The organism is Nonomuraea sp. NPDC050786 (assembly GCF_040654115.1).
Lineage (GTDB): Bacteria > Actinomycetota > Actinomycetes > Streptosporangiales > Streptosporangiaceae > Nonomuraea.
In genome coordinates this window covers 166,368-188,502 of the sequence record NZ_JBFAHJ010000018.1, presented here as the reverse complement: position 1 = coordinate 188,502, position 22,135 = coordinate 166,368, and the positions used below count along the sequence as shown (strand labels likewise).

The following is a 22,135-nucleotide window of genomic DNA, read 5'->3' as shown; positions in this document are numbered from 1 at the left end:
CTTCTAGACCCGTACGAGCTTGTCGAAGAGCCTGTTCAGCTCGGTGTCCGGGTCGGCGGTGAGGCCCGCGTGCACCGGCCCGGCCTGGACGATCGTGCTGCGGGGAGCCGTCAGCCAGCGGAACCTGCCGCCGAGCGGCTCCTCGGCCAGCGGCCCCGGCTTGTCGCCGCAGGCCAGCTCGTACGCGCTGAGCGCCCGGCGTACCCCGTCGAGGTCGACGCCCGGGTCGAGTGCGCGCAGGCGGTCCGGGTCGAGCTGGACCCGAGCGCACAGGTAGCCGCGCGGCTGGCAGTAGAGCAGCACGCCGGCGTTGATCAGCTCGCCGCGCTCCACCTTGGGCACCACGCGGATCACCGCGTACTCGTAGACGTCCCTGGTCACCGGCCGCCTCCCCGCCAGAACTCGCCCACGGATCCCGGCCCGGTCTGCTGAGCCTTCGCCTCGGACCGCACGAGCCACTCGTGCGGGCCGTGCGCCCGCCGCAGCAGATGGTCGACGTAGGCCTCGCGCACGGCATCCGGGCCGTCGAAGCCCGGCTCGCCGTCCAGCCACTCGTCGGGCACCAGCGCCGTCACGGTCTCCAGCAGCTCCCGGTCGATCTTACCGGCCAGCTCGGCACCCGCCGCCCGCACGTCACCGGCATACGGCGCGAGCACGTGGTCACCCGCGTCGAACACCCGCTCGGGATTGGCCGTCTTCCAGTTGTGGTGGAACCAGAGCGCCGCCCCGTGGTCGATCAGCCAGGTGTCGCGGTGCCAGACCAGCAGGTTGGGGTTGCGCCAGCTCCGGTCGATGTTGTGGATGAGGCCGTCGAACCACACCACCCTCGCCGCGAACACCGGATCCGCCACCCAGGCCAGCGGCTCGAACCCGAGCGCGCCGGGCAGGAAGTCGACCGCCAGGTTGAGCCCGGTGCTGGCCTTGAGCAGGTCCTGCACCTCCTCGTCCGGCTCCCTGATGCCCAGCTGCGGGTCCAGGTCGATGAGCTTGAGGTCGGGGATCCTGAGCCCCAGGCGGCGGCCCAGCTCGGCGGCGATGATCTCGGCGACCAGCACCCGCCGGCCCTGACCCGCCTCACGGAACTTCACCACGTAAGTGCCCAGGTCGTCGGCCTCGACGACGCCCGGCAGCGACCCGCCCTCCCGCAACGGGGTCACATAACGGGTGGCTGCGATCTTTTCCAGCACAGGATGAGGCTATCGCCCACGCCCACCCCTTCTCGCCTCCCCCCACCACGCCCCCTCCGCTCCCCGCCCCCAGCGCCGCCCTTGCCGAGGCCGCGCGTCGCCGGTTCGGAGGTTGCGCCGCCGTGCCATGCCACCCCTGACCGGCGCCGGGTCGGCGGGATGGTGTGCGGTGGCGCTCGGCGCAATGGGGGATGGCGGGACGCCGGGACGTGTCCTCGACGGGCGCCGCGGTGGGGGTCGGTGCGTCGCGTGCGGGAAGAGCGGTGCGACAGCAAAGGTGCGGGGGTGGAGTCGGGTCAGCCGGCAGGGGTGCGGGGCTGGAAAGGGGCGAAGGGGTGGTGGCGGGAGGCGTCGACGGCGGTGAAGGCGTAGTCGAGCATGCGGCGTTCGTACGCGGCCTTGGCGGTCGCGAGCGGTTGACCCTTGGCGGCGGCGGTCCCGAGCAGGTCGCTCAGCACCTGGGCGTCCCGGAGCCCCACGTTGGCGCCCTCGCCCCGCCCCGGGCTCATGCTGTGCACGGCGTCCCCCACCAGCGTGACCGCGGGGTCGTGCCATGGTTCCACGCGCCGCGCCGAATGGGTCCGCACGACGAACGTCTCCTCCGGCGCCGCCTCGTGCACGATGCGGCGCACGCCCTCGTGCCAGCCGCGCACCGTGTCCATGGCCAGCCGGTGCAGGGCGGCCGGGGACGCGCCGTCGGGGCGGGGGCCGGGTGTGCTCAGGGTCCACGAGAAGTAGCCGGGGACGTCCGTCAGCCGTGTGCCGGGGGCGTGGCGGGCCACCGCCTCGGGCGCGGGGGTGAACGGACGGCAGGTGGCGACGGCGATCGCGCTCCCGTCAGGGGCGATGACCCGGTTGAACGAGTCGACCAGCTCCGGCGGCGTGGCGGACAGCAGCTCGGGGGTGATCCACGTCCTGCCGTACAGGGCCCAGTCGAGCTCGTCCACCACGGCATCGGGCAGGAGCTGCGCCCGGACCCGCGAGCCGACGCCCTCCGCCCCCACGAGCAGATCGCCGTCCATGCTCCGGCCGTCCGCGAAGTGGGCGCGCACGCGGCCGTCGCCCAGCCGTTCGTACCGCTGGAAGTCCATGCCGAACCGGACGGAGTCCGGCAACCCGGAGACGAGGATCTCGCGGAGCGTGAGCCGGTTGACGCCGAAGCCGTCCACGCCGGGCTGTTGCTCCGGGATGTCCTTGGCGAACTTCGGCCGCAGATCGGGCTCCATGAAGATCATGCGGGTGGCCGGGCGGATGGACGTCGCCACGGCCAGGTCGAACAGGTCGTCCGGCAGGCAGGCCCGCAGGGCCCGTGCGCCGGTCTCCTTGAGGCTGATGCGGTAGCCCTGGGGGCGGTGGGCGGCCGAGGGGTCGCGTTCGAAGAGGGTGACGCCGAGGCCGGCCCGCCGCAGGCCCTGGGCAAGGCACAATCCGGCGATCCCGCCTCCCACGATCAAGAGCTGAATATCAGGCATGTCGCGACTGTAGCTGTCACGACAGCAAATGTCTACGCAGGATATTCTGCCGGGATGAACGAGAACCGTGCGCCGCAGTCGACGTTCGAGCTGGTCCTGGGGGGAGGGTCGCTGCTCGTGCAGGTGGGCAGGGAGCTGAACACCGAGACCGAGCGGCGCCTCGCCCCCCTCGGTCTCACGGCGCAGCAGGCCGCGCTGCTGCTGCACGCCTCGCGCGGTGACAGCACGCCCAGCCTGCTGAAGAGCCGGCTCGGCACGGACACGGCCGGGATGACCAGGCTGCTCGACCGGCTGGAGGCCAAGGGGCTGCTGCGGCGGGTCCGGCATCCCGAGGACCGGCGCTCGATCGTCATCGAGCTGACGGACGAGGGCCGGGCGTTGGTGCCAGGGTTGCCGCCGATCTTCGGAAGGATCAGCCACCAGGTCTTCGCGGGGTTCTCGCCGGAGGAGGTCGCTCAGGTCACGGACATGCTCCGGCGGATCCTGGGGAACCTCGCCGAAGGCGCCTAAGGGGTTCGGGTGGCGCGGGCGCGGATGGCGGCGAGCATGATGTGCCGGATCAGGCCGCTGCCGAGCCGGATCACCATCCAGTACCGCAGGAACGCGCGGCGCGCGTCCTCGCTGGTGGCCACCACGCGGGTCTCCGTGACCAGCCTGACGCGCCCCTCGCCCGCCTCCTCCAGCAGGAAGCTGAGCGTGCCCTTCGCGTAGCCGGGGCGGTCGAACGCGTCGAAGTCGCCGGCGCCGGTGATCGGGCCCGCGCTATCGGCGCGGCCGATGCGCCACCACTGGCCGATGATGCCCAGGACCACCTCGCGCCCCGGGTCCTCGGCGAGCGGCGTGAAGCGGGGTGCCTCGCGCTCCGGCCGCCCGCCGCTCAACCGCGCGGCCACGTTCCGGATGGCGACGATCGCCCGGAGGTTGACCGAGGTCGGGCGGGTGACGGCAGCCCAGACGCGGTCGCGTGACGCGGGGATCACGATGGAGTGGCGCTCCGCGGCGTCGGGTCGAGGGATGAACCGGTCGGTGAGCGTCGGCATGGCTGCCCCTTCCGTACGGCTGCGTATGGAAGGGACTATACGGCGGCGTATGGAAGGATGGGCGGGTGGGTCGGTTGAACGCGGACGACTGGGCGAAGGCCGCGCTGGACGCGCTGGCGGAGGGCGGCACGGCCGCCGTGGCCGTGGAGCCGGTGGCGGTACGGCTCGGCGTGTCGAAGGGCAGCTTCTACTGGCACTTTCCCCACCGCCAGGCGCTGGTCGAGGCGGCGCTGGAGCGGTGGGAGGCCGAGACCGAGGCGATCATCGCCGGGCTGGTGCTGGTGCGCGATCCGGTGGAGCGCATGCGGGTGCTGCTCGAGCGGGCCTTCGGCGACGGGCGTGACGCGGCCATCTCGTTCCGGCTGATCAGCGAGGCCGACGACCCGGTGGTGGGCCCGGTGGTGCGGCGGGTGACCGAACGGCGGCTGGCCTTCATGCGGGCCGCCCTGGAGGAGGCCGGCCAGCCGCCGGAGGAGGCGTCCAGGCGGGCGCTGGCCGCGTACGGCGGCTATCTCGGCAAGGCGGCCCTGGCCCGCATCGGTGCGGCGGCCAAGGCCCCGGAGGGCGCGGCGGCGGAAGGCCGGGAGGGCGCGGTGACGGAGGCCCCGGGGGGCGCGGCGGCGGAGGCCCCGGAGGGCGCGGTGGTGGAGGGCCGGGAGGGCGCGGTGGCGGAAGGCCCGATGGAGCCGGCCGAGCTGGCCATGGTGGAGCTGGGCCTGCCGCCCCGCTGACGTCGCCGGTCATGGTGGAGCCGGCCCTCCCGCCCCGCCGGCGTCAGAGCTTGGCGATGACCTCCTCGGCGAAGCGTTCCATGGTGGCGATCTTGAGCTCCAGCGTCCCTTCCCCGTACCGGGCCTTCTCCTCGGGGGTGGCCAGCCACCACGGCGCGGCCATGGTCGCGGTCACGCCCTTGGCGGCGAAGTGGCGGTACGTGTCGGCGTCCGGCAGCACCGCGAGCGGCGCGACGATGTCGAAGGGCCCGGTCCTGCCGTTCTCGGAAAGGTGCCGCCGCAGCGTGTCCAGCACGGTGTCGAGCTGCTCCTCCGTGTAGATCCGGTTCCCGATCCACCCGTCACCCAGCCGGGCCGCCCGCCGCAGCGCTGCGTCGCTGTCGCCGCCCACGTAGACGGGGATCGGCCGGGACGGGGTGGGGGAGATCGACAGCTCGGGGAGGCCGTCCAGCGTGACCGTCTCGCCGGCCCAGAGGGAGCGGAGGACGGGGAGCATGGCGTCCAGGCGCCGTCCACGCGTGTGGAAGTCCTGCCCCGTGCCGACGAACTCCTCCTTGCACCACCCCACCCCCACCCCGAACGTCACCCGGTCCCGCGACAGGACCGCCGCCGTGGACACCTGCTTGGCCACGGTGAACAGGTCGCGGGCGGGCGCGATGTAGACGTTCGGGGAGAAGCGGAGCGAGGTGGTGACCGCGGCCATGGCGCCGATCGTGACCCACGCGTCCGGCCAGTGCGTACGCGCGTCCCAGCGCGGCCGCCCCGACCGCGAGTACGGGTAAGGAGTGGCGAAGTCGGCGTAGAACAGGTGGTCCGACAGCGTCAGCGTGTCGAACCCGCACCGCTCGGCCGCCCGCGCCAGCTCCAGGAACTGGTCGGTGTCGACGAACGAGGCCCCCAGCCAGAACCTCATTGGAACTCCGGGATGACCTTGGTGGCGAACAGCTCCAGGTTCCGCTTGACCGTGTCCAGCGGCAGCACGCCCTGCTGGCCCTGCATGTAGAGGCCGAACCACTCCAGGTCGGGCATCCGGTCGAGCATCCGCTGGATGCCGCGCTTGACGTCGTCCGGGGTGCCGAAGAGCGCCATCTCCACGTCGTTCATCCGCTTGGCGTCGCCCTTCTCCGGGGAGATGGGCTTGTGCTTCTCGTCCTCCTTCTTCCGCAGCACCTCCAGGTAGCCGAACGGGCCGAAGAAGGCGGCGAAGTCCTTGGGGATGCTGCGGCCGAAGGTGTTGATGGCCTCCTCGGTGGTGTCCGCGATGCCGACGATCTTGAGGATGCCGGTGTGCTCGCCCAGCTTGTAGTGGCGGCCCTGCTTGGCGGACTCCTCCTGGTACAGCTTGGCCTTGGCCGCGTGGTCGTCCGGGTTGGGGGTGAACATCCACGGCAGGATGTCCTCCTGGGCGGCCCTGATCACCGACCGGTCCGAGATCGTGAACGGCTGCCACAGCTCCGGATGGGGGTTCTGGTACGGCCGGGGGCAGACGGAGACGGCCTGCACCTTCCCGTCCTCGGAGAGCTCGCCCGGCGCGCCGAACGTCCGGGTCCACTCCAGCGCCGGCCACCCCTCGATGCCCTCATACGGATAAGGCACCTGATAGTCCAGCACATCCGACTTGTAGCGCAGCGTCTCCTGCGTCCACGCCATCTTCATGATCTTCAGCACCTCGCCGAAGACGTCGAAGTTCCGCGTGTCGGAGGCCGAGCCGTCCGAACGCGCGGCGGCCGCGTGCCAGCGCTGGCCCAGCACGTTCATCCACCGGTTCTGGTAGCCGCGCGCCACCCCCAGCCGCAGCCGTCCCTTGCTGAACTGGTCGAGCAGCGCCACGTCCTCCGCGGCCCTGATCGGGTCCCAGGCGGGCAGCACCAGGCCGAGCGGCGCGAGCAGGATCCGCTCGGTCCTGGCGGCGAGGTCGGTGAGGAACATCAGCGGGTTGACCGAGAACTCCATGCCCTCCGAATGGAAGTGGTGCTCGGTCATCATCAGCGCGTCGAAGCCGAGCTGGTCGGCGTGCACGGCTATCTCCCGCACCTCGTGCAGCAGCTTCTGGTACGACTCGGTGTCGCGCCCGATGGGCCGTCTGGCCTTGGCGTTCTCCTCGGCCGCGTACCCGGAGCCGGGAATCTGCGGATTCAGGAAGATAGAAAACTTCACCGGGAACCTCTTTCCGCGGAACGGTCTTCTGCAAGGTACTCTGGAAATCTTAACCGAGCAATCGCTTGGTTAACGAGGAGGAGATCGCATGAGGCTCGGGGTCACGATGTTCGTCACGGATCTGGCCATGCCGGTCCAGGACCTCGCCAGGGCGGCGGAGGAGCGGGGCTTCGACTCGCTCTACGTGCCTGAGCACACCCACATCCCGGTCTCGCGCCGTACGCCTCCCGCGACGGGCCAGGACGAGCTCCCCGAGGAGTACAAGCACACGCTCGACCCGCTCGTGGCCCTCTCCTTCGCCGCCGCCGCGACGCGGCGGCTGCGCGTCGGGACCGGCGTCCTGCTCGCCGCCCAGCGCGACCCCATCGTGACCGCCAAGGCCGTCGCCACGCTCGACCACCTGTCGGGCGGCCGGGTCGTGGTCGGGGTCGGCTTCGGCTGGAACGTCGAGGAGATCGAGAACCACGGCGTCCCGTACGGCCGCCGCCGCGAGGTGGCCAGGCGGAACGTGCTCGCCATGCAGGCGCTGTGGCGGGACGAGGTGGCCTCGTTCGACGGGTTCGAGCCGTCCTGGTCCTGGCCCAAGCCGCGCAACGGGCCACCGGTGTACGTGGGCGGCGCGGCGGGGCCGAAGCTGTTCGCCCAGGTCGCCGAGTACGCCGAGGGCTGGATGCCGATCGGCGGCAAGGGCGTCAAGGCGGCGCTGCCGATGCTGCGCGAGGCGTGCGAGAAGGCGGGCCGGCCGATGGCCAAGGTGATCCCGTTCGGGACGATGCCGACCAGGGAGAAGCTCGACTACTTCGCCGAGCTCGGCATCGAGGAGGCGGTGGCCACGCTCCCCAGCGGCCCCGCGGACACGGTGCTGCCGATCCTCGATGATTATGCGAGGCTGATCGAAACCCCGGCATAATCGCAAGATATGTCCGAACTCCGAGCCGATGACCCGCGCCAGCTGGGGTCGTACCGGTTGTCGCGCAGGCTCGGCCAGGGCGGTCAGGGCGTCGTCTACCTCGGCCACTCGGCGCAGGGCGCCCAGGTCGCGGTCAAGCTGCTGCACGCGAGCCTGTCCGGCGATTCGGACGTGCGGCGCAGGTTCCTGGGGGAGGTCGAGGCGGTCCGCCGGGTGGCGGCGTTCTGCACGGCCCAGCTGCTCGACGCCGACCTCGAAGGCGACCGCCCCTACCTGGTCAGCGAGTACGTCGAGGGCCCCTCGCTCCTGGAGCACGTCGTCGCCAGGGGGCCGCGCCTCGGCGGCTCGCTCGAGCGGCTGGCCATCGGCACCGCCACCGCCCTCGGGGCCATCCACCGGGCCGGCGTCGTGCACCGCGACTTCAAGCCGCACAACGTGCTGCTCGGGATCGACGGGCCACGAGTGATCGACTTCGGCGTGGCCCGGCTCATGGACACCGCGGCCACGACCACCGCGGTGCCCGTCGGCACCCCGGCGTACCTCGCGCCCGAGCGCATCAAGGGCGAGCCGGCCGGGCCGCCCGCCGACCTGTGGGCCTGGGGGCTGACCGTCGTGTACACCGCCACGGGGCGGCACGCGTACAAGGCGGACACCTACCAGGAGGTCCTGGCGAGGATCCTGTACGGCAAGCCGGACCTCGGGACGCTGACCGGGCGGCTGCGGGAGATCGTGGAGTCCTGCCTGGCGCCGGAGCCGGGGGACCGGCCCGACGCGGAGGAGGTGCTGCGGCGGCTGCTGGGGCAGGCGGCGGGCGGCGACGTCCTGTCGTCGGGCGCGCAGGCCGCCACCCGCTCCGCGCCCGCCTCCACCGTGCCCGCCTCCACCGTGCCCGCCTCCACCGTGCCCGCCTCCACCGCGCCCGCCTCCACCGCGGGCGACCCCGCCACGGCCGGGCTGCGGCTGGTCATGGAGGGCGCGCCGCCCGGCGACTCCGGGCGGATCATGGACCCCGACCCCACCACGAGCTTTCCCGCCGTCGCCCGCGACACCCTCACGAAGGCGCCGGCGCGCAGGCGGGTGCGGCCCTGGCAGGTGGGCGTGGCGGCGATCGGGGTGGCCATGGCGGTGGCCGGGTTCGTGTTCTGGCTGCGCGGAGCGGAGGCGCCGGGGCTGGAAGGCACGTGGACGGGCTCCGCCGAGCACTTCACCGCGCACCGGGTCTTCCCCGTGGAGCTGCGCATGGGCTCCGACGGCGGGGCGATGCGGTGGGGAGCGGACCTGCACTGCTCCGGGCGGCTCGCGCGCAGCGGGCGCGGCGCGGTCTTCACCCTCGATCAGGTCACGGGGAACGAGTGCTATCCGGGAACGCTGCGGATGTTCCCGATGTCCGACTCGAACCGGATGGCCATCAAGGTGACGCGCCAGGGTAAGGACGAAGTGACGTATTCGGGCACGGTCGCACGGGCTTCCTGACCAGCTGTGTCACGGTCAGGCGGCGATTGCCCTGCGCACCGTTGACTGAACGCGGCCCGTTGCTTTCAGTAGAGAGCAGGAAGGGTGGCGGCGAGGGGAGGCGCCCGTGCCAACGGCGCAGCCGCTCAGAACGGGGGACCCCCAGCGACTCGGTGAGTACCACCTCTCCGGACGGCTGGGTGAGGGCGGACAGGGCACGGTGTTCCTCGGTTCGCGGGGCGGGGAGACGTACGCGGTCAAGCTGCTGCACGGACCCGTCGGCGACGAGCGGGCGGCGTTCCTGCGGGAAGTCGAGCTGGCCAAGCACGTGGCGAGGTTCTGCACGGCCCAGGTGATCGACGCCGGCTTCGACGAGGGCCGGGCGTACATCGTGAGCGAGTACGTCGACGGGCCCTCGCTGCACCGGGAGGTCGCGCTGACCGGGCCGCGCAGAGGCGGCGCGCTGGAGCGGCTCGCGGTCAGCACGGCCACCGCGCTGGCGGCCATCCACCGGGCGGGGATCGTCCACCGGGACTTCAAGCCGCAGAACGTGCTGCTCGGCTCCGACGGGCCGCGCGTGATCGACTTCGGCCTGGCCAGGGCGCTGGACGCGGCGGCCACGGTGAGCGGGCGGGGGGTGGGCACGCCTGCGTACATGGCGCCCGAGCAGATCACCGCGTCGGCCGTCACGGGGGCGGCGGACGTGTTCTCGTGGGGCGCCACCATGTGCTTCGCGGCCAACGCCACGGCGCCGTTCGGGCAGGACTCGGTGGCGCCGGTGCTGCACCGCATCCTGACCGCGCCGCCCGAGCTGGGACGCCTGGACGGGCGGCTGCGCACGCTGGTCGAGGCGTGCCTGGACAAGGACGCGCGCAACCGGCCGACCAGCAGGGACCTGCTCTTCGAGCTCCTGGGCCAGGGGAACGAGGTGCCGGCCGAGGTGCTGAGCTCGCCCCCGCCGCACATCCTGCGGGCCACTCCGCCGCTGGTGCCCGAGCAGCGCTCGGCGCCCTCCGAGCCGCGCACGCCCGTCGCCCAGCCCGAGGCCACGGGGACGCCCGGCGGCTACCGGTTACCGGACACCCGGGAGGGCAGCGGCCCGCCGTTCACCCCCCGGGACGCTCCATCGACGCCGGGGCGCGGCTGGCCGAGGGCGGTCATCGCGGTCTGCGCGGCCCTGTGCGTCACGGCCGCCGTCCTGCTCACCACTCTCGTCCCCGCGATGAACAAGGACCCCGAGGTCCGGCCGTCCCAGGCGGCCGGTCCGTCGGTCCCCCCGCACTCGGAGCCCGTGAAAACCCGTTCCCCGGCGGGCCGGTCCTCCCCGCCCGCGCCGGAGAAGACGCAGGAGCGAAAGCCCACCGCCGACCCGCCGGTGGCGCAATCGGTCCCGGTCCCGCCCTTGACGGGAATGGACAGGAGCGCGGCGGCAAAGGCGCTGAAACGGGCGGGGCTCGTCCTGGGCACTGTCACCCAGCTCGACTCGCCCCAGAAGATCGGCCAGGTCCTGGGCGCCGAGCCCGCCCCTGGCACGGCGGTGGCCAAGGGCAGCACGGTCTCACTGCAGGTGTCGGCGGGGCTGCCCGTGCCCGCGGTCACGGGGCTGCAGCTCAAGGCCGCCGAGGCCCGCCTGACCGGCGCCGGCCTGGCGGTCGGCGCCGTCACCCGCTCCTGCACCGACCAGCCGGACGGCCAGGTGCTCTCCACGCAGCCCAAGGCGGGCAGCCGCGTCACGGGCGGCACCCCGGTGGCGCTCACGGTGGCCCGCAACGGCGTCTCGGTGCCCTCGGTCGTCGGCCGGTCCCTGGAGGACGCGCGGGCGGCGCTGACCGCGGCCGGCTTCACGGCACGGTCGAAGGGGCAGGTGGTGGACGACGAGTCCCGGGTGGGCACGGTCCTCAGCCAGACCGTCCAGCCGGGCACGTGCGCCGAGCCGGGCAGCGCCGTCGTGATCGTGGTCGGCCTGGCCGCCCAGTCGGGCCCCGACCCCAACGAGCCCCCGGAGACCCCGACGGGCACGATCGCCGGCGAGTGACGTCATCGCGTTTCGAGGGTGACGGTCTCGCCGTTCAGCCGGGACCTCTCGGCGGCCCAGGCGATGAGGTGGCTGTGCAGGCTCGCCCTCGGCGAGGAGAGGATCGAGGAGCGGTCCCTGGTGGCGACCGCGGCCAGGAACGCGTCCACCAGCCCTTCGTCACCGCCCCCGTGGCCGCCACCCGCCGTCGAGTCACCCGTGGGCCGGGTTTCGACGGTCTCCGCGCGGCCGGTGACGAAGTCGTGGACGGTCAGCCGCTCGCCGTCCCCGTCGATCGAGCCTCGGGTGCCGAAGACGCGGGTCTGCCGGTGGAGTGACGGGGTGAAGGCGGTCATGGTGAACGACGCCGTCGTGCCCCCCTCGAACTCCATGTTCACGACCTGGTGGTCGACCACGTCGTTGTCGCAGGCGTACACGCATCTGCCGTACGGGCCCGTCCTGAGTGCCTCCAGCACGCCCGCCTCGGAGACGTCCTCTGTGAGCACCGACAGCGGCCACACCTCGCGCCCGGCCAGCGGGAGGTAGATGCGCCGGGCAGAGTACGGGCACGCCGCCTCGACCGGGCAGTCCAGGCAGCGGTCGGCCGCGCCCTCCGGGCGGTTCTCCGGGCGGAAGTGCTTGAGCCCGCCGAACGACGACACGCGCGTGACCTGCCTGCCCGTGAGGTACACCAGCCAGTCGAGGTCATGGCACGACTTGGCGAGCAGCATGAACGTGGACTCGTCGGCCCGCCGCCAGTTGCCCCGCACGTACGAGTGCGCCTGGTGCCACCACCCGACCGGCTCCAGGTGCTGGATGCTGACGATCTCCCCGATCCTGCCCTCGTCCAGCAGCCTCTTCAGCGCCCGCGTGTACGGCGTGTACCGCAGCACGTGGCAGACGGCGAAGACGGCGTCGGAGCGTTCGGCCGCCGCCACGATGCTCCGGCAGTCCTCCTCGGAGACCGCCATCGGCTTCTCCAGCAGGATGTCGTAGCCCAGCTCGGCGAGGCGCACCGCGGGCTCGACGTGCTCCCTGTCCTGGGTCGCGATGATCACCGCGTCCGCCAGCCGGGGCCGCGCGGCCAGCTCGCGCCAGTCCGCGAACTGCGCCGCGCCGGGGAACCTGGCGCGGCGGGCGGCCAGCGGATCGGCCACCGCGACCACCCGCGCCTGGCCGGTCTCGACGGCGTGGCGGGCGTACGAGGCCCCCCGCGAACCCGCGCCCACGACGGCGAGCGTGACCATTGCGCCTCCACATATGTAACCAGCTACCGTATGTCCGGCCGATGCTAGGATCCTGCCTGTTCTGCGTCAATATGGAGTTATGGAGAAGGGTCTCATAAGGTGACCGAGCTCCGCCCGGGTGACGCCTCGCTGCTGCGCAAGGTGAACACCCGGCTCACGCTGAGCGCCCTGCGCCGCGAGGGCGTGGCCACGCTGACCCGGCTCGGCCGCGTCACCGGGCTGTCCAGGCAGACGGTGGAGACGGTCCTCGACGAGCTGGGGGAGCGCGGCTACGTCCGGGAGGTGCCGCCGGACGAGGGCGTGATGGGCCGGCCCGCGCGGCGGTTCGGGTTCCGCGCGGACGCCGGCTACGTGCTGGGCGTGGAGGTCGGCGGCGACGCGATCGTGGCCGCGCTGGCCGACCTCAACGGCGAGGTGATCGCCTGGGAGCGGACCGGCGTCCCTGGCGGCGCCGCGCCTCACGAGCGGCTGGAGGCGGCCCGGCGTACGTCGCTGGCCTGCGCGGACGGAGCGGGGGTCGCGCGCAGGCGGGTGTGGGCCGTGGCCGCGGGCACCCCGGGCATCGTGGACCGCACCGGGCGCGTGTCGCTGTCGATCACGTTGCCCGGCTGGACGGGCGTGGATCTGGCGGGGCCGGCCGGGCGCTGGTTCGGCTGCACCGGGCTGGCCGCCAACGACGCCAACCTCGCCGTGCTCGCCGAGCACTGGCGCGGCGGCGCGCAGCACGCCTCCGACGTCGTGTACGTGCTCGCCGGTCACCGGGCGGGCGCGGGCATCCTGATCGGCGGCCGGCTGCATCAGGGGCGCAACGGGGCCGCGGGCGAGATCGGCACGCTGCGCCAGGTCGGCTGGGAGGACGCCACCCGCGAGCTGGTCAAGGAGAGCTCGGCGGCGGAGGTGTTCGAGGCGGCGCTGACGGGCGACCGCGACGCCGTGCGGCGGGTCGACCGCTACGCCGAGCGCCTGGCGATCGGCGCCTCCGCGCTCGCTCTGGCCGTCGACCCCGATCTGCTGGTGCTCGGCGGCGGCCACGCGCGGGCCGGCGACGTGCTGCTCGAGCCGCTCCGCCGCCACCTCGCCGAGCTCTGCGTGAGCGTGCCGGAGGTGGTGGCCTCCACGTTCGGGGACGAGGCCGTGGCGCTGGGCGCGGTACGCCTCGCGCTCGACCACGTGGAGCGCGAGGTTCTCGGGCTCTAGAGGGCTCTAGAGGGATCTGGACGGCTCTAGAAGCCGCGACAGGCTTCCAGCAGCACCTCGCGGACCTCGTCCTCGGGCAGGTCCATCGTCCTGACCGCGCCCCACTGCAGTGCGCCCAGCAGGGCCCAGCTCTTGAGCCGGGTCCTCGGATCGGGGTCGGCGCCGGCGAGCCTGGCGAAGATCTCGTCCCTGAAGGACCTGACCGTCGCGCGCTCCGAGTCCGGCGAGACGGGGTCCTCGGCGGCCAGATCCTCCATGAAGAGGCGGATCACCGAGCGGTAGCGCACCGCGAACGTCACCAGCGCCCCGACGAACCCCTCCCTGTCGGGAAAGTCGGTCCCGAGGAGTGCCACCATGTCATCGGCCGCCGGGGCGAGCAGCTCGTAGGCCAGGCGGTCCTTGGGGTGGAAGTGGTAGGCGACGGCGGTCTTGGTCAGCCCCACTGCCGCGGCGATGTCGGCCAGGGACGTGCCCGCGTAACCGCGCTCCGCGAACAGCTGCCTGGCCGCGGCCAGGATCCGGCTCCGGGTGTCGTCGGGTGTGGTCATCGTCTCATTTCCGGTGCGATCCATCCCATCCGGATATTTCCTGCTTTATCGTAATCCTGTACGACCGTACAGGACGGCCGTCGAAAGGGACTTCAGGCGATGACGCGGTTTCTTGGGCGGCTGGGCGGCTGGTGCGCGCGGCACGGCCGGTTGGTGCTGGCGACATGGGTGGTCGTGGCGGCGGCGCTGATGGGCGGGAGCCTCGTGCTCGGCAGCCCGGTCAGCAACGACGTGTCGATCCCCGGCACGGACACGCAGCGGGCGCACGATCTCATGAAGAGCGGCTTCGGGCCGGGCTACGATCCCGGCGGCACGGTGCAGCTCGTCCTGTACTCCGCCGACGGGCCGCTCATCGACAAGCGGCGCAAGCAGGCCGTGGAGGACGCCCTGGCGCGGCTGCGGGCCGTGCCGCACGTCGTGCAGGTGGACACGCCGTTCCGGCGCGGCGGCATCGCCTCCAACCTGCAGATCGGGCTCATCACCATCCGCATGCAGGGCCACGACAGCACCAAGCCCGCCGAGAACACCCGCGCCCTGTCGAAGGCGGCGGATCCGGCGCGGGCCGCCGGGATCGAGGTGGTGGCGGCCGACAGCTCCTCCCCCGCCGACAAGGAGATCAAGACCGGGCCCAGCGAGATCATCGGCGTGGTGTGCGCGCTGCTGGTGCTGGTGTTCGCGTTCGGGACGCTGGTGGCGGCGCTGGTGCCGATCTTCGCGGCCCTGGTCAGCGTCGCCACCGGGCTCGGCGTGATCGGGCTGCTCGGGCACGTGCTGGACGTGCCCAAGCAGGCGGGCATCATGGCCACGATGATCGGCCTCGGCGTGGGCATCGACTACGCGCTGTTCCTGCTGTCCAGGCACCGGCGGCTGCTCGCGGACGGGGTGCCGGTCGTGGAGTCCGTACGGCGTACCGTGGCGAGCTCCGGCGGGGCCGTGGTGTTCGCGGGCGGCACGGTGATGATCGCGCTGAGCGCGCTCATGCTGGGCGGGTTCCCGCTGCTGGCGACGCTGGGCTGGATCACCGGCATCTCCGTCATCGCCGCCGTGCTGACCTCGGTCACGCTCGTCCCCGCCCTGCTCGGCCTGCTCGGCCACCGGATCAACGCGCTCAAGGTGCCTTTCCTGCGCGGCGGCGGCTCCTCGGGCTCCGGATGGGCTGGCCTGGGGTCGTGGGTGGCGCGCCGGCCGTGGCGGGTGCTGCTCGGCAGCGTGGTGGTGCTGGGCCTGCTCGCGGCCCCGGCGCTGGCGCTGAAGCTCGGGCCGCTCGACGACGGGTACGGCACCCAGGGCTCGGAGCCCAGGCGCGCCTACGAGCTGATAGCCACCGGCTTCGGCCCCGGCGCCAACGGCGCCCTGATCGTCGTCGCCGAGCTGCCCTCCCAGGTGGCCGACCCGAAGGATCCCGTCGTGGACCAGGTCGCCCGCGAGGTGCAGGACGTCGACGGCGTCGCGCACGTGGCCACTCCCAAAGTCAGCACCTCGGGCCGCTCGATCCTGCTGCAGGTCGTCACCGACTACGCCCCCAGCGACACGCGGGCGGCCGACGTGGTCAAGGACATCAGGGCCATCTCGCTGCCGGGCGTGAGCGTGCACGTGGGGGGCAAGGTGGCGGCCATGGCTGACTCGGGCACCCGGATGTCGGAGCGCACCCCGCTGGTCATCGGCGTGGTGGTGCTGCTGAGCGCCCTGCTCCTGCTGCTCGCCTTCCGCGCTCCCGTCGTCGCGGTGAAGGCCGCGGTGATGAACCTGATCTCGCTCGGCGCCGCCTTCGGCGCGCTGGCCCTGGTGTTCTCGATCGGCCTGGGCAGCGCGCTGGTGGGCATGGACGCTCCCGCAGGCTCCCACGCCGTGCAGACGCTCTTCTTCTCGGTGCCGATCGAGAGCTATGTGCCGCTGATGCTGTTCGCGGTGCTGTTCGGGCTGTCGATGGACTATGAGGTGTTCCTGCTGACGGCGGTGCGGCAGGCGTACCAGCGGCACGGGGACAACGCGCGGGCGGTGGCGGAGGGGCTCGGCTCGACGGGGCGGGTCATCACGTCGGCCGCGCTGATCATGGTGGCCGTGTTCGTGGCCTTCATCGCGTACCCGGACCCGATGGTGAAGACGTTCGGGGTCGGGCTCGCGGCGGCCATCGCGGTGGACGCCACGCTCATCAGGGGGTTCCTGGTGCCGGCGACGATGGTGCTGCTGGGACGGCTCAACTGGTGGTGCCCGCGCTGGCTGGACCGCCTGCTGCCGAACCTCTCGGTGGAGGGCCACGAGGAGGACAGCCCGGAGCCTCAGCGCCCGGAGCCGGTCAAGCTGGGGGTCTAGTCGGCGTCGACGAGGTCGCAGGCGGCCACCCAGCCGGCCGCGCCGGTGGTCGCGTTGCGGCCGTGGTGCCACAGGAGGCTGTCGAACCACTCGCAGCGGTACGGCTCGCGCTCCTGCGACCGGTCCGACACGAAGCCCTCGCCCGGATTGCCGAGGCCGACGCGGGCGGAGCCGGCCCGGGGCTCGCTCCAGATGATCACGCCCTGGCCGGCGAAGTCGTAGATGCTCGCGGCCCGCGCGGCCTGGGCGGGCGCCAGGCCGGTCAGGGCCGCGAGCAGGGTGGCCGTGGCGGCCCGCCGGATCCGCACCGCGCGTCTCCTCTCCGAGATCGTTCGCTACTCAGAGTAGCGGAGGCGGGTCAGTTCTCGACCGGTAGGAGGCCGCGTTCGGCGAAGACCTTCTTGGCCACGAAGGTCGCGTTCAGCGCGCGCGGCATGCCGCAGTAGCCCGCGGCGTGCAGGAACGCCTCGACGATCTGGGCCGGGGTGATCCCGACGTTCAGTGCGGCGTTGATGTGCACCTCGAGTTGGGGTTCGCAGCCGCCCAGAGCGGTCAGGATGCCCAGGGTGACCAGCTGCCGGTCACGGGGCGGCAGCGTGGGGCGGGAGTAGATCTCGCCGAAGCCCCAGGCGACGATCTGGTGGGCGAGCTCGGGTGAGATGTCCGCGAGCGAGTCGATCACCCGCTGCCCCGCCTCGCCGTCGATCTGCCTGAGGACCTCCAGGCCCTGCTCGTACTTCTCTTGTCGTGCGTCCATGTGATCCACGCTAGGGGTTGGAGCGTGCTCTGACGCAAGTCCGGTCAGAACGTGATGACGGTACGGGCGACCGAGCCCTCCCGCACGTGGGCCACCGCCTCGTTGATCTGGTCGAGCGGCAGGCGTTCCGAGATGAGGCCGTCGAGGTCGAGGCGGCCCCGCAGGTACTGGTCGGCCAGCATGGGCAGGTCGCGATGGGGTGCGGCGTCGCCGCCCTGGGTGCCCATGAGGCGGCGCGAGGCGAACAGCAGGCCGGGATCCAGCTCCACCGGCCGGCCCTGGGGCGGGCTGCCCACCATGACCGTGGTGCCGCCGGAGCGGGTCGCGGCGAAGGCGCTCGACAGGACGCCGGGGGCGCCCGTCGCGTCGAAGGCGTAGTCGACGCCGCCCTTTACCACCTCGTCCACCTGGCGGGGCAGATCGTCCGCGAGGATCGTGTGGGTGGCGCCGAAGCGTTCGGCCAGCTTGAGCTTCTGCTCCGCCACGTCCGCGGCCACGATCGTGGTGGCGCCCGCGAGCAGCGCGCCCTGGATGACGTTGAGCCCCACTCCGCCGCAGCCCACGACGAGGACGGCGGCGCCGGGCGGGACCCTGGCGACGTTCAGCACCGCGCCGACGCCGGTGACGACGCCGCAGGCCAGCAGGCACAGGGCGTCCAGCGCCGCGTCGGCCGTGACCTTCACGCACATGGTCTCGGCGACGACGGCGTACTCGGCGAACGACCCGATGCCGATGAACCGGCGCGTCTCCTCGCCGTCCAGCGTGATCCTGGGGGCGCCGCCCATGATCGCCTGAAGCCTGGCGGGGCCCGAGCACAGGTGGAACCGGCCGGCCCCGCAGTGGCGGCAGCGCCCGCAGGGGCCGTTCATCGAGATGATGACGTGGTCGCCGGGCCGGACGCCGGTGACGCCCGCGCCGACGCTCTCCACCACGCCCGCGCTCTCGTGCCCGAGGATGAACGGCAGCCTCTTCACCACCGGGCTCTTGCCGTCGATGGCCTTGAGGTCGGAGCCGCACACGCCGGAGGCCTTGATCCGCACGCGGACCTCCCCGGGGCCGGGGTCGGCGATCTCGACCTCGCGGATCTCCATGGGGGCGTGGAACCCGGTCAGCACGGCCGCGCGCATCAGCATGCGCCACACGGTAACCCGGCCATGTTGTCGCGAGCAAGCGGTTGCTCGGGCAGGCCGTTGACACCCCCGCGGCCCGAATTTACGCTCGGCGCAAACCCAAGCGAGCGCTAGGCCAAATAGTGGGAGGCCAGGATGGTACGGCGGGTCGCGGTGGCACTCACAGTAACGTTGCTCGTCTCCGGGTGCGCGGCCCAGCAGAAGAGCGCGGTCGGCCCGGCGAAGGACGGCGCGGCGCCCGGCGTGACCGACACGACGGTCAAGGTCGGCGGCGTGCTGACCAAGACCAGCGCCAGCGGCTACTCCACCAAGGACGCCGAGATCGGGGCGAAGGCCAGGTTCGAGCGGGCCAACGCCGAGGGCGGCGTGCACGGGCGCAAGATCGAGTTCGTGGGGGCCGAGGACGACGGCCAGGACGCGGCCAAGGGCGACACGGCGGCCAAGAAGCTCGTGCAGAAGGACCAGGTGTTCGCCCTCGTTCCCGTGCACGCCCCGAACTTCGGCGGCGCCGCCTTCCTCGAGCAGCAGGGCGTGCCGTGGTTCGGCTGGGCGACGGGCCCGCAGTGGTGCGGCACGAGGACCGGCTTCGGCTACAACGGCTGCCTCGCGCCCAAGCAGGGGGCGGGCTCGCAGACGTGGTGGGGCCGGCAGCTGGCCGACCTGCTCGGCGGCGCCGAGGGCAAGAGCGTCTACGTGCAGACCTCCGACTCCAGCGGCAGCAAGTACGGCGGCACCACGATCTCCCAGTCGTTCGCCGCCGCCGGTTTCCAGCTGGTCGGCGTGAACTCCGGCCTCCCGGCCGCCGCACCGCCCCCTGACTGGCTCCCGTACGTCAACAAGATCATGACCTCGGACGCCGGCCAGGCCCCCGACGTCGTGGTCTCCGTGATCGCCGGCACCAAGTTCAACGTCGGCCTGTACTCGGCGCTCAAGCGGGCCGGCTACAAGGGCGTGCTGACCGACGCCACCAGCTACGACGCCGCCATACTCAAGGACCCGGCCAGCGCGCAGGCCCTGGAGGGCGTGATCGCGGCGCCCATGTTCGAGCCGTTCGAGTCCACCGCGCCCGAGATCGCCCGCCTCAAGCAGGACGTCGAGAAGGTCGCGCCGGGCGCCGTGCTCACCCAGCACATGGCGATCGGTTACTGGTCGGCCGACATCTTCCTCGACATGCTGAACAAGACCGGCAAGGACCTCACCCGCGAGAAGTTCCTGGCCACCGGCAACGGCGACTACCTCTACGAGAACGCCGGGTTCGGCAGGATCCAGTACCCCAAGGACCACAGCGAGCCGAACGGCTGCGGCGCCCTGGTCAAGCTGGTGCACGGCGCCTTCCAGGTGGCCAAGAGCATGAAGTGCTTCGACAACGTGCCGCTGAAATGATCGTCGGCTACGTGCTCAGCGGCCTGGTCACCGGGGCGGTCTTCGCCGTCATGGGATCGGGCCTGACGCTCTCGTACGCGGCGACCGGGGTGTTCAACTTCGCCCACGGCGCCATCGGCTTCCTGGCCGCCCTGCTCTTCTACGAGCTGAACGCGGCGGCCGGGCTGCCCGCGTGGCTGTCCGCCCTGGTATCGGTGGCGCTGTTCGCGCCCGCGCTCGGGTACGCGCTGCACAGGACGATGTTCGGCGGGCTCGCGCAGGCGGGGGGGACCGCGCAGATCGTCGCCACGATCGGCCTGACGATCGCGCTGCCCGCGCTGGGCCTGCTGGTCGTGGACCTGGCCGGGCTGCCGAGCGCGGACGCGACCTCGCTGCCGCGCGGCATCGGCCCGCACCCGGCGCTCTCCTTCGACGTGCTGGGCGCCCGGCTGGACACCGATCAGCTCATCACGTTCGGCTTCTCGGCGGTGGCGGCGGCCGGGCTCTGGCTGTTCATGCGGCATTCGCCGTACGGGCTGCGCATGCGGGCGACCGTGGACCGGCGCCGCCTGGCCACGCTCCGGGGCATCGACGCGGACGCCACCTCGGCGCTGGCCTGGATGCTCGGCTCGGGACTGGCCGGGCTCGCCGGCGTGCTGGCCGTGTCCGTGCTGGGGCTGGACGCGACGGCGTACACGGTGCTGCTGTTCGCCTCGGCCACGGCGGCGGTGTTCGGGCGGCTGCGCTCGATCCCGTGGACGTTCGCCGCCGGGCTCGCGCTCGGCGTGATCCAGAACCTCGTCGCCGGGTACACCGACTTCCTCGAAGAGGTCACCGGGCTGCGCACGGCCGTGCCGGTCATCCTGCTCTTCGCCGGGCTGGTCCTGCTGAACCGGTCGCGCGAGCGGGTCGCGGGCAGCGCGGCCGAGGACGCGCCGCCGCCCGACCACCTGGCGGGGCTGCCGCCCTGGCGACGGCGGCTGCCCTGGGCGGTGGGCCTGGTCGCGCTGTTGGCGTTCACCTTCCTTGCGTCCGAGTACTACGTGGGCGTGGCCGCGCAGGGGCTGGTGCTGGCGCTGATCTTCTGCTCGTTCGTGGTGGTGACCGGGATCGGCGGCATGGTGAATCTGGCCCAGGCCGCCTTCGCCTCGATGGCGGCGCTGACCTGCGGGTGGGCGTTCTCCTCCGGCCTGCCGTTCATCGTGGCGATCCTGCTGGGCGTGGCGGCGGCGGCCGCCGCGGGGATGCTGGTGGCGCTGCCCGCGCTGCGGCTGGGCGGCCGGGTGCTGACGCTCGCCACGCTGGCCATGGCGCTGCTGGCCGACCAGGTGCTCTTCCAGGTGGACGCGTTCAGCAACGGGACCATCGGCTGGCCGGTGCCCGCGCTCGGGCTCGGCTTCGCGGACACCTCGGACGCCCGGGTGCGGGTGGTGGTGCTGCTCGTGCTGATCGCGGGGGTCGCCCTGCTCGTACGGAACCTCGAAAGGTCCGTCTCCGGGCGGGCGATCCTCGCGGTCCGGTCGGCGCCCGCCGCGGCCACGACGTCGGGGCTGTCGGCGCCCCGTACCAAGATCATGCTGTTCGCGCTGGCGTCGGCGATCGCCGGGCTGGGCGGGGTGCTGTTCGCGGTCTCCAAAGGGTCGATCACCGCGACCGACCTGCCGGCGTTCTCCGGGTTCGTGTGGCTGGCCGTGGTCGTGCTCCAGGGCGTGCGGCGCATCGGCGGCGCGGTGCTCGGCGGCCTGATCGCGGTGGCGGTGCCCGAGCTGCTCGCCGCCTGGGGCGTGTCCGCGCACGTCGGGGCCATCCTGTTCGGGGCCGGCGGGATGATCCTGGCCAGGCATCCCGACGGGGTGCTCACCCAGCTCGCCGGGGTGCGCCACCGCCGCACTGCCCCGTCGGAGCCCCGGCCGTCGCTCTCTCCCGCGCGGGCCGAGGGGCCGCTGTTCAGGCTGGAGGGCGTCGTCGCCGGTTACGCGGACTGCACCGTGCTGCGCGGCGTGGACCTGGCAGTCAACCCCGGCGAGGTGGTCGCGCTGCTCGGCGCGAACGGCGCGGGCAAGTCCACGACCTGCGCGGCGGCCGCCGGAGACCTCCCCGTCACCAGCGGCAGGATCCTGCTGGGCGGCGAGGACGTCACGGCCTGGCCCGCCCACCGCAGGGCACGGGCCGGGATCCTGCTCGCTCCCGAGGGCAGGGGCGTCTTCCCCGGCCTCACGGTGGAGGAGAACCTGCGGACCTGGCTGGCCGACCCCGCTCCCGTCTACGAGCGCCTGCCCCAGCTCGCCGCGCGCCGCGACGTGCCCGCCGGCGCCCTGTCCGGCGGCGAGCAGCAGCTGCTCACGCTGGCCCCGGCGCTGGTGCGGCCGCCACGGGTGCTGATCGCGGACGAGCCGTCGCTGGGGCTGGCGCCGATGGTGGTGCGGCAGGTGTTCGACGTCTTCGCCGAGCTGCGCTCGCGCGGGGTGGCGCTGCTGATCGTCGAGGAGAAGGCCACCGAGGCGCTGGCCGTCGCCGACCGGGTGGCGTTCATGCGGCTGGGCCGCGTCACCTGGGCGGGGCCGCGCGCGGACGTGGACAGCGAGCGGCTGACCGCCGCCTACCTGGGAGTGCGGTGA

20 protein-coding genes are annotated in these 22,135 nt (G+C 72.7%); 9 read left to right on the top strand and 11 right to left on the bottom strand.

All coding sequences use genetic code 11. The features are described 5' to 3' along the window. Positions 1 to 3: 3 nt before the first annotated feature. The 3 genes from AB0H84_RS29740 to AB0H84_RS29730 form a co-directional block, all read right to left on the bottom strand. Complete coding sequence (locus AB0H84_RS29740) at positions 4 to 381, bottom strand: DUF3037 domain-containing protein (RefSeq protein WP_357611176.1); 378 nt, start codon at positions 379 to 381, stop codon at positions 4 to 6. Next, positions 378 to 1,187 carry a HipA family kinase gene (locus AB0H84_RS29735; protein ID WP_357611173.1) on the bottom strand — a complete coding sequence of 270 codons (810 nt, stop codon included), beginning with the start codon at positions 1,185 to 1,187 and terminating at the stop codon, positions 378 to 380. The genes AB0H84_RS29740 and AB0H84_RS29735 overlap by 4 nt, the downstream gene beginning before the upstream one ends. A 296-nt stretch (positions 1,188 to 1,483) precedes the next feature. Further along, complete coding sequence (locus AB0H84_RS29730) at positions 1,484 to 2,659, bottom strand: NAD(P)/FAD-dependent oxidoreductase (RefSeq protein ID WP_357611170.1); 1,176 nt, start codon at positions 2,657 to 2,659, stop codon at positions 1,484 to 1,486. A gap of 54 nt (positions 2,660 to 2,713) precedes the next feature. On the opposite strand from AB0H84_RS29730, the gene AB0H84_RS29725 reads away from it, so the two are divergent. Beyond that, on the top strand, positions 2,714 to 3,169 hold the full coding sequence (locus AB0H84_RS29725) for a MarR family transcriptional regulator (RefSeq protein WP_357611167.1): 456 nt from the start codon (positions 2,714 to 2,716) through the stop codon (positions 3,167 to 3,169). Here the strand turns inward: AB0H84_RS29725 and AB0H84_RS29720 are convergent. Beyond that, positions 3,166 to 3,699: a hypothetical protein gene (locus tag AB0H84_RS29720; protein ID WP_357611164.1), complete on the bottom strand. Its 534-nt coding sequence runs from the start codon at positions 3,697 to 3,699 to the stop codon at positions 3,166 to 3,168. The genes AB0H84_RS29725 and AB0H84_RS29720 overlap by 4 nt on opposite strands. A gap of 65 nt (positions 3,700 to 3,764) precedes the next feature. On the opposite strand from AB0H84_RS29720, the gene AB0H84_RS29715 reads away from it, so the two are divergent. Then, on the top strand, positions 3,765 to 4,430 hold the full coding sequence (locus AB0H84_RS29715) for a TetR/AcrR family transcriptional regulator (protein WP_357611161.1): 666 nt from the start codon (positions 3,765 to 3,767) through the stop codon (positions 4,428 to 4,430). Between the two features lie 43 nt (positions 4,431 to 4,473). Here the strand turns inward: AB0H84_RS29715 and AB0H84_RS29710 are convergent, their stop codons facing one another. Together AB0H84_RS29710 and AB0H84_RS29705 are read right to left on the bottom strand one after the other, a co-directional pair. Next, positions 4,474 to 5,343 (bottom strand): TIGR03619 family F420-dependent LLM class oxidoreductase, encoded by an 870-nt coding sequence (locus AB0H84_RS29710; RefSeq protein WP_357611158.1) that lies wholly within the window; start codon positions 5,341 to 5,343, stop codon positions 4,474 to 4,476. Further along, positions 5,340 to 6,587 (bottom strand): LLM class flavin-dependent oxidoreductase, encoded by a 1,248-nt coding sequence (locus AB0H84_RS29705; protein ID WP_357611155.1) that lies wholly within the window; start codon positions 6,585 to 6,587, stop codon positions 5,340 to 5,342. Before AB0H84_RS29705 ends, AB0H84_RS29710 begins: the two co-directional genes overlap by 4 nt. 88 nt (positions 6,588 to 6,675) lie before the next feature. Here AB0H84_RS29705 and AB0H84_RS29700 point away from each other — a divergent pair, with 88 nt between their 5' ends. From AB0H84_RS29700 to AB0H84_RS29690, 3 genes are all read left to right on the top strand, one after another. Beyond that, positions 6,676 to 7,497, top strand: a complete 822-nt coding sequence (locus tag AB0H84_RS29700) for a TIGR03619 family F420-dependent LLM class oxidoreductase (RefSeq protein ID WP_357611152.1) — start codon at positions 6,676 to 6,678, stop codon at positions 7,495 to 7,497. 9 nt (positions 7,498 to 7,506) lie between these two features. Then, positions 7,507 to 8,970 carry a protein kinase gene (locus tag AB0H84_RS29695; RefSeq protein WP_357611150.1) on the top strand — a complete coding sequence of 488 codons (1,464 nt, stop codon included), beginning with the start codon at positions 7,507 to 7,509 and terminating at the stop codon, positions 8,968 to 8,970. A gap of 106 nt (positions 8,971 to 9,076) precedes the next feature. Beyond that, entirely contained in the window at positions 9,077 to 10,984 is a 1,908-nt protein-coding gene (locus AB0H84_RS29690; RefSeq protein ID WP_357611147.1) for a PASTA domain-containing protein, read from the top strand. A gap of 2 nt (positions 10,985 to 10,986) precedes the next feature. Here the strand turns inward: AB0H84_RS29690 and AB0H84_RS29685 are convergent, their stop codons facing one another. Next, positions 10,987 to 12,210, bottom strand: coding sequence for a Gfo/Idh/MocA family oxidoreductase (locus AB0H84_RS29685; RefSeq protein WP_357611145.1), 1,224 nt, complete (start codon positions 12,208 to 12,210; stop codon positions 10,987 to 10,989). Between the two features lie 99 nt (positions 12,211 to 12,309). On the opposite strand from AB0H84_RS29685, the gene AB0H84_RS29680 reads away from it, so the two are divergent. Next, positions 12,310 to 13,407, top strand: a complete 1,098-nt coding sequence (locus AB0H84_RS29680; RefSeq protein WP_357611142.1) for an ROK family transcriptional regulator — start codon at positions 12,310 to 12,312, stop codon at positions 13,405 to 13,407. Positions 13,408 to 13,433: 26 nt separating this feature from the next. Here AB0H84_RS29680 and AB0H84_RS29675 read toward each other — a convergent pair whose 3' ends face one another. Then, positions 13,434 to 13,955, bottom strand: coding sequence for a TetR family transcriptional regulator (locus AB0H84_RS29675; RefSeq protein ID WP_357611139.1), 522 nt, complete (start codon positions 13,953 to 13,955; stop codon positions 13,434 to 13,436). Positions 13,956 to 14,054: 99 nt separating this feature from the next. On the opposite strand from AB0H84_RS29675, the gene AB0H84_RS29670 reads away from it, so the two are divergent. Next, a complete protein-coding gene (locus tag AB0H84_RS29670; RefSeq protein ID WP_357611136.1) occupies positions 14,055 to 16,268 on the top strand; it encodes an MMPL family transporter in 2,214 nt (737 codons plus the stop codon). Here AB0H84_RS29670 and AB0H84_RS29665 read toward each other — a convergent pair. Genes AB0H84_RS29665 through AB0H84_RS29655 form a run of 3 tightly spaced genes read right to left on the bottom strand, consistent with a single transcriptional unit; the run spans position 16,265 to position 18,158 of the window. Beyond that, positions 16,265 to 16,576, bottom strand: a complete 312-nt coding sequence (locus tag AB0H84_RS29665; RefSeq protein ID WP_357611134.1) for a hypothetical protein — start codon at positions 16,574 to 16,576, stop codon at positions 16,265 to 16,267. The two genes, AB0H84_RS29670 and AB0H84_RS29665, sit on opposite strands and share 4 nt — an antisense overlap. Positions 16,577 to 16,626: 50 nt before the next feature. Then, positions 16,627 to 17,025 (bottom strand): carboxymuconolactone decarboxylase family protein, encoded by a 399-nt coding sequence (locus AB0H84_RS29660; protein WP_357611131.1) that lies wholly within the window; start codon positions 17,023 to 17,025, stop codon positions 16,627 to 16,629. Between the two features lie 44 nt (positions 17,026 to 17,069). Then, complete coding sequence (locus AB0H84_RS29655) at positions 17,070 to 18,158, bottom strand: alcohol dehydrogenase catalytic domain-containing protein (RefSeq protein ID WP_357611128.1); 1,089 nt, start codon at positions 18,156 to 18,158, stop codon at positions 17,070 to 17,072. A 150-nt stretch (positions 18,159 to 18,308) separates the two neighbouring features. Here AB0H84_RS29655 and AB0H84_RS29650 point away from each other — a divergent pair, with 150 nt between their 5' ends. Together AB0H84_RS29650 and AB0H84_RS29645 are read left to right on the top strand one after the other, a co-directional pair. Next, on the top strand, positions 18,309 to 19,538 hold the full coding sequence (locus AB0H84_RS29650) for an ABC transporter substrate-binding protein (protein WP_357611126.1): 1,230 nt from the start codon (positions 18,309 to 18,311) through the stop codon (positions 19,536 to 19,538). After that, on the top strand, positions 19,535 to 22,135 hold the full coding sequence (locus tag AB0H84_RS29645; RefSeq protein WP_357611123.1) for an ATP-binding cassette domain-containing protein: 2,601 nt from the start codon (positions 19,535 to 19,537) through the stop codon (positions 22,133 to 22,135). Before AB0H84_RS29650 ends, AB0H84_RS29645 begins: the two co-directional genes overlap by 4 nt.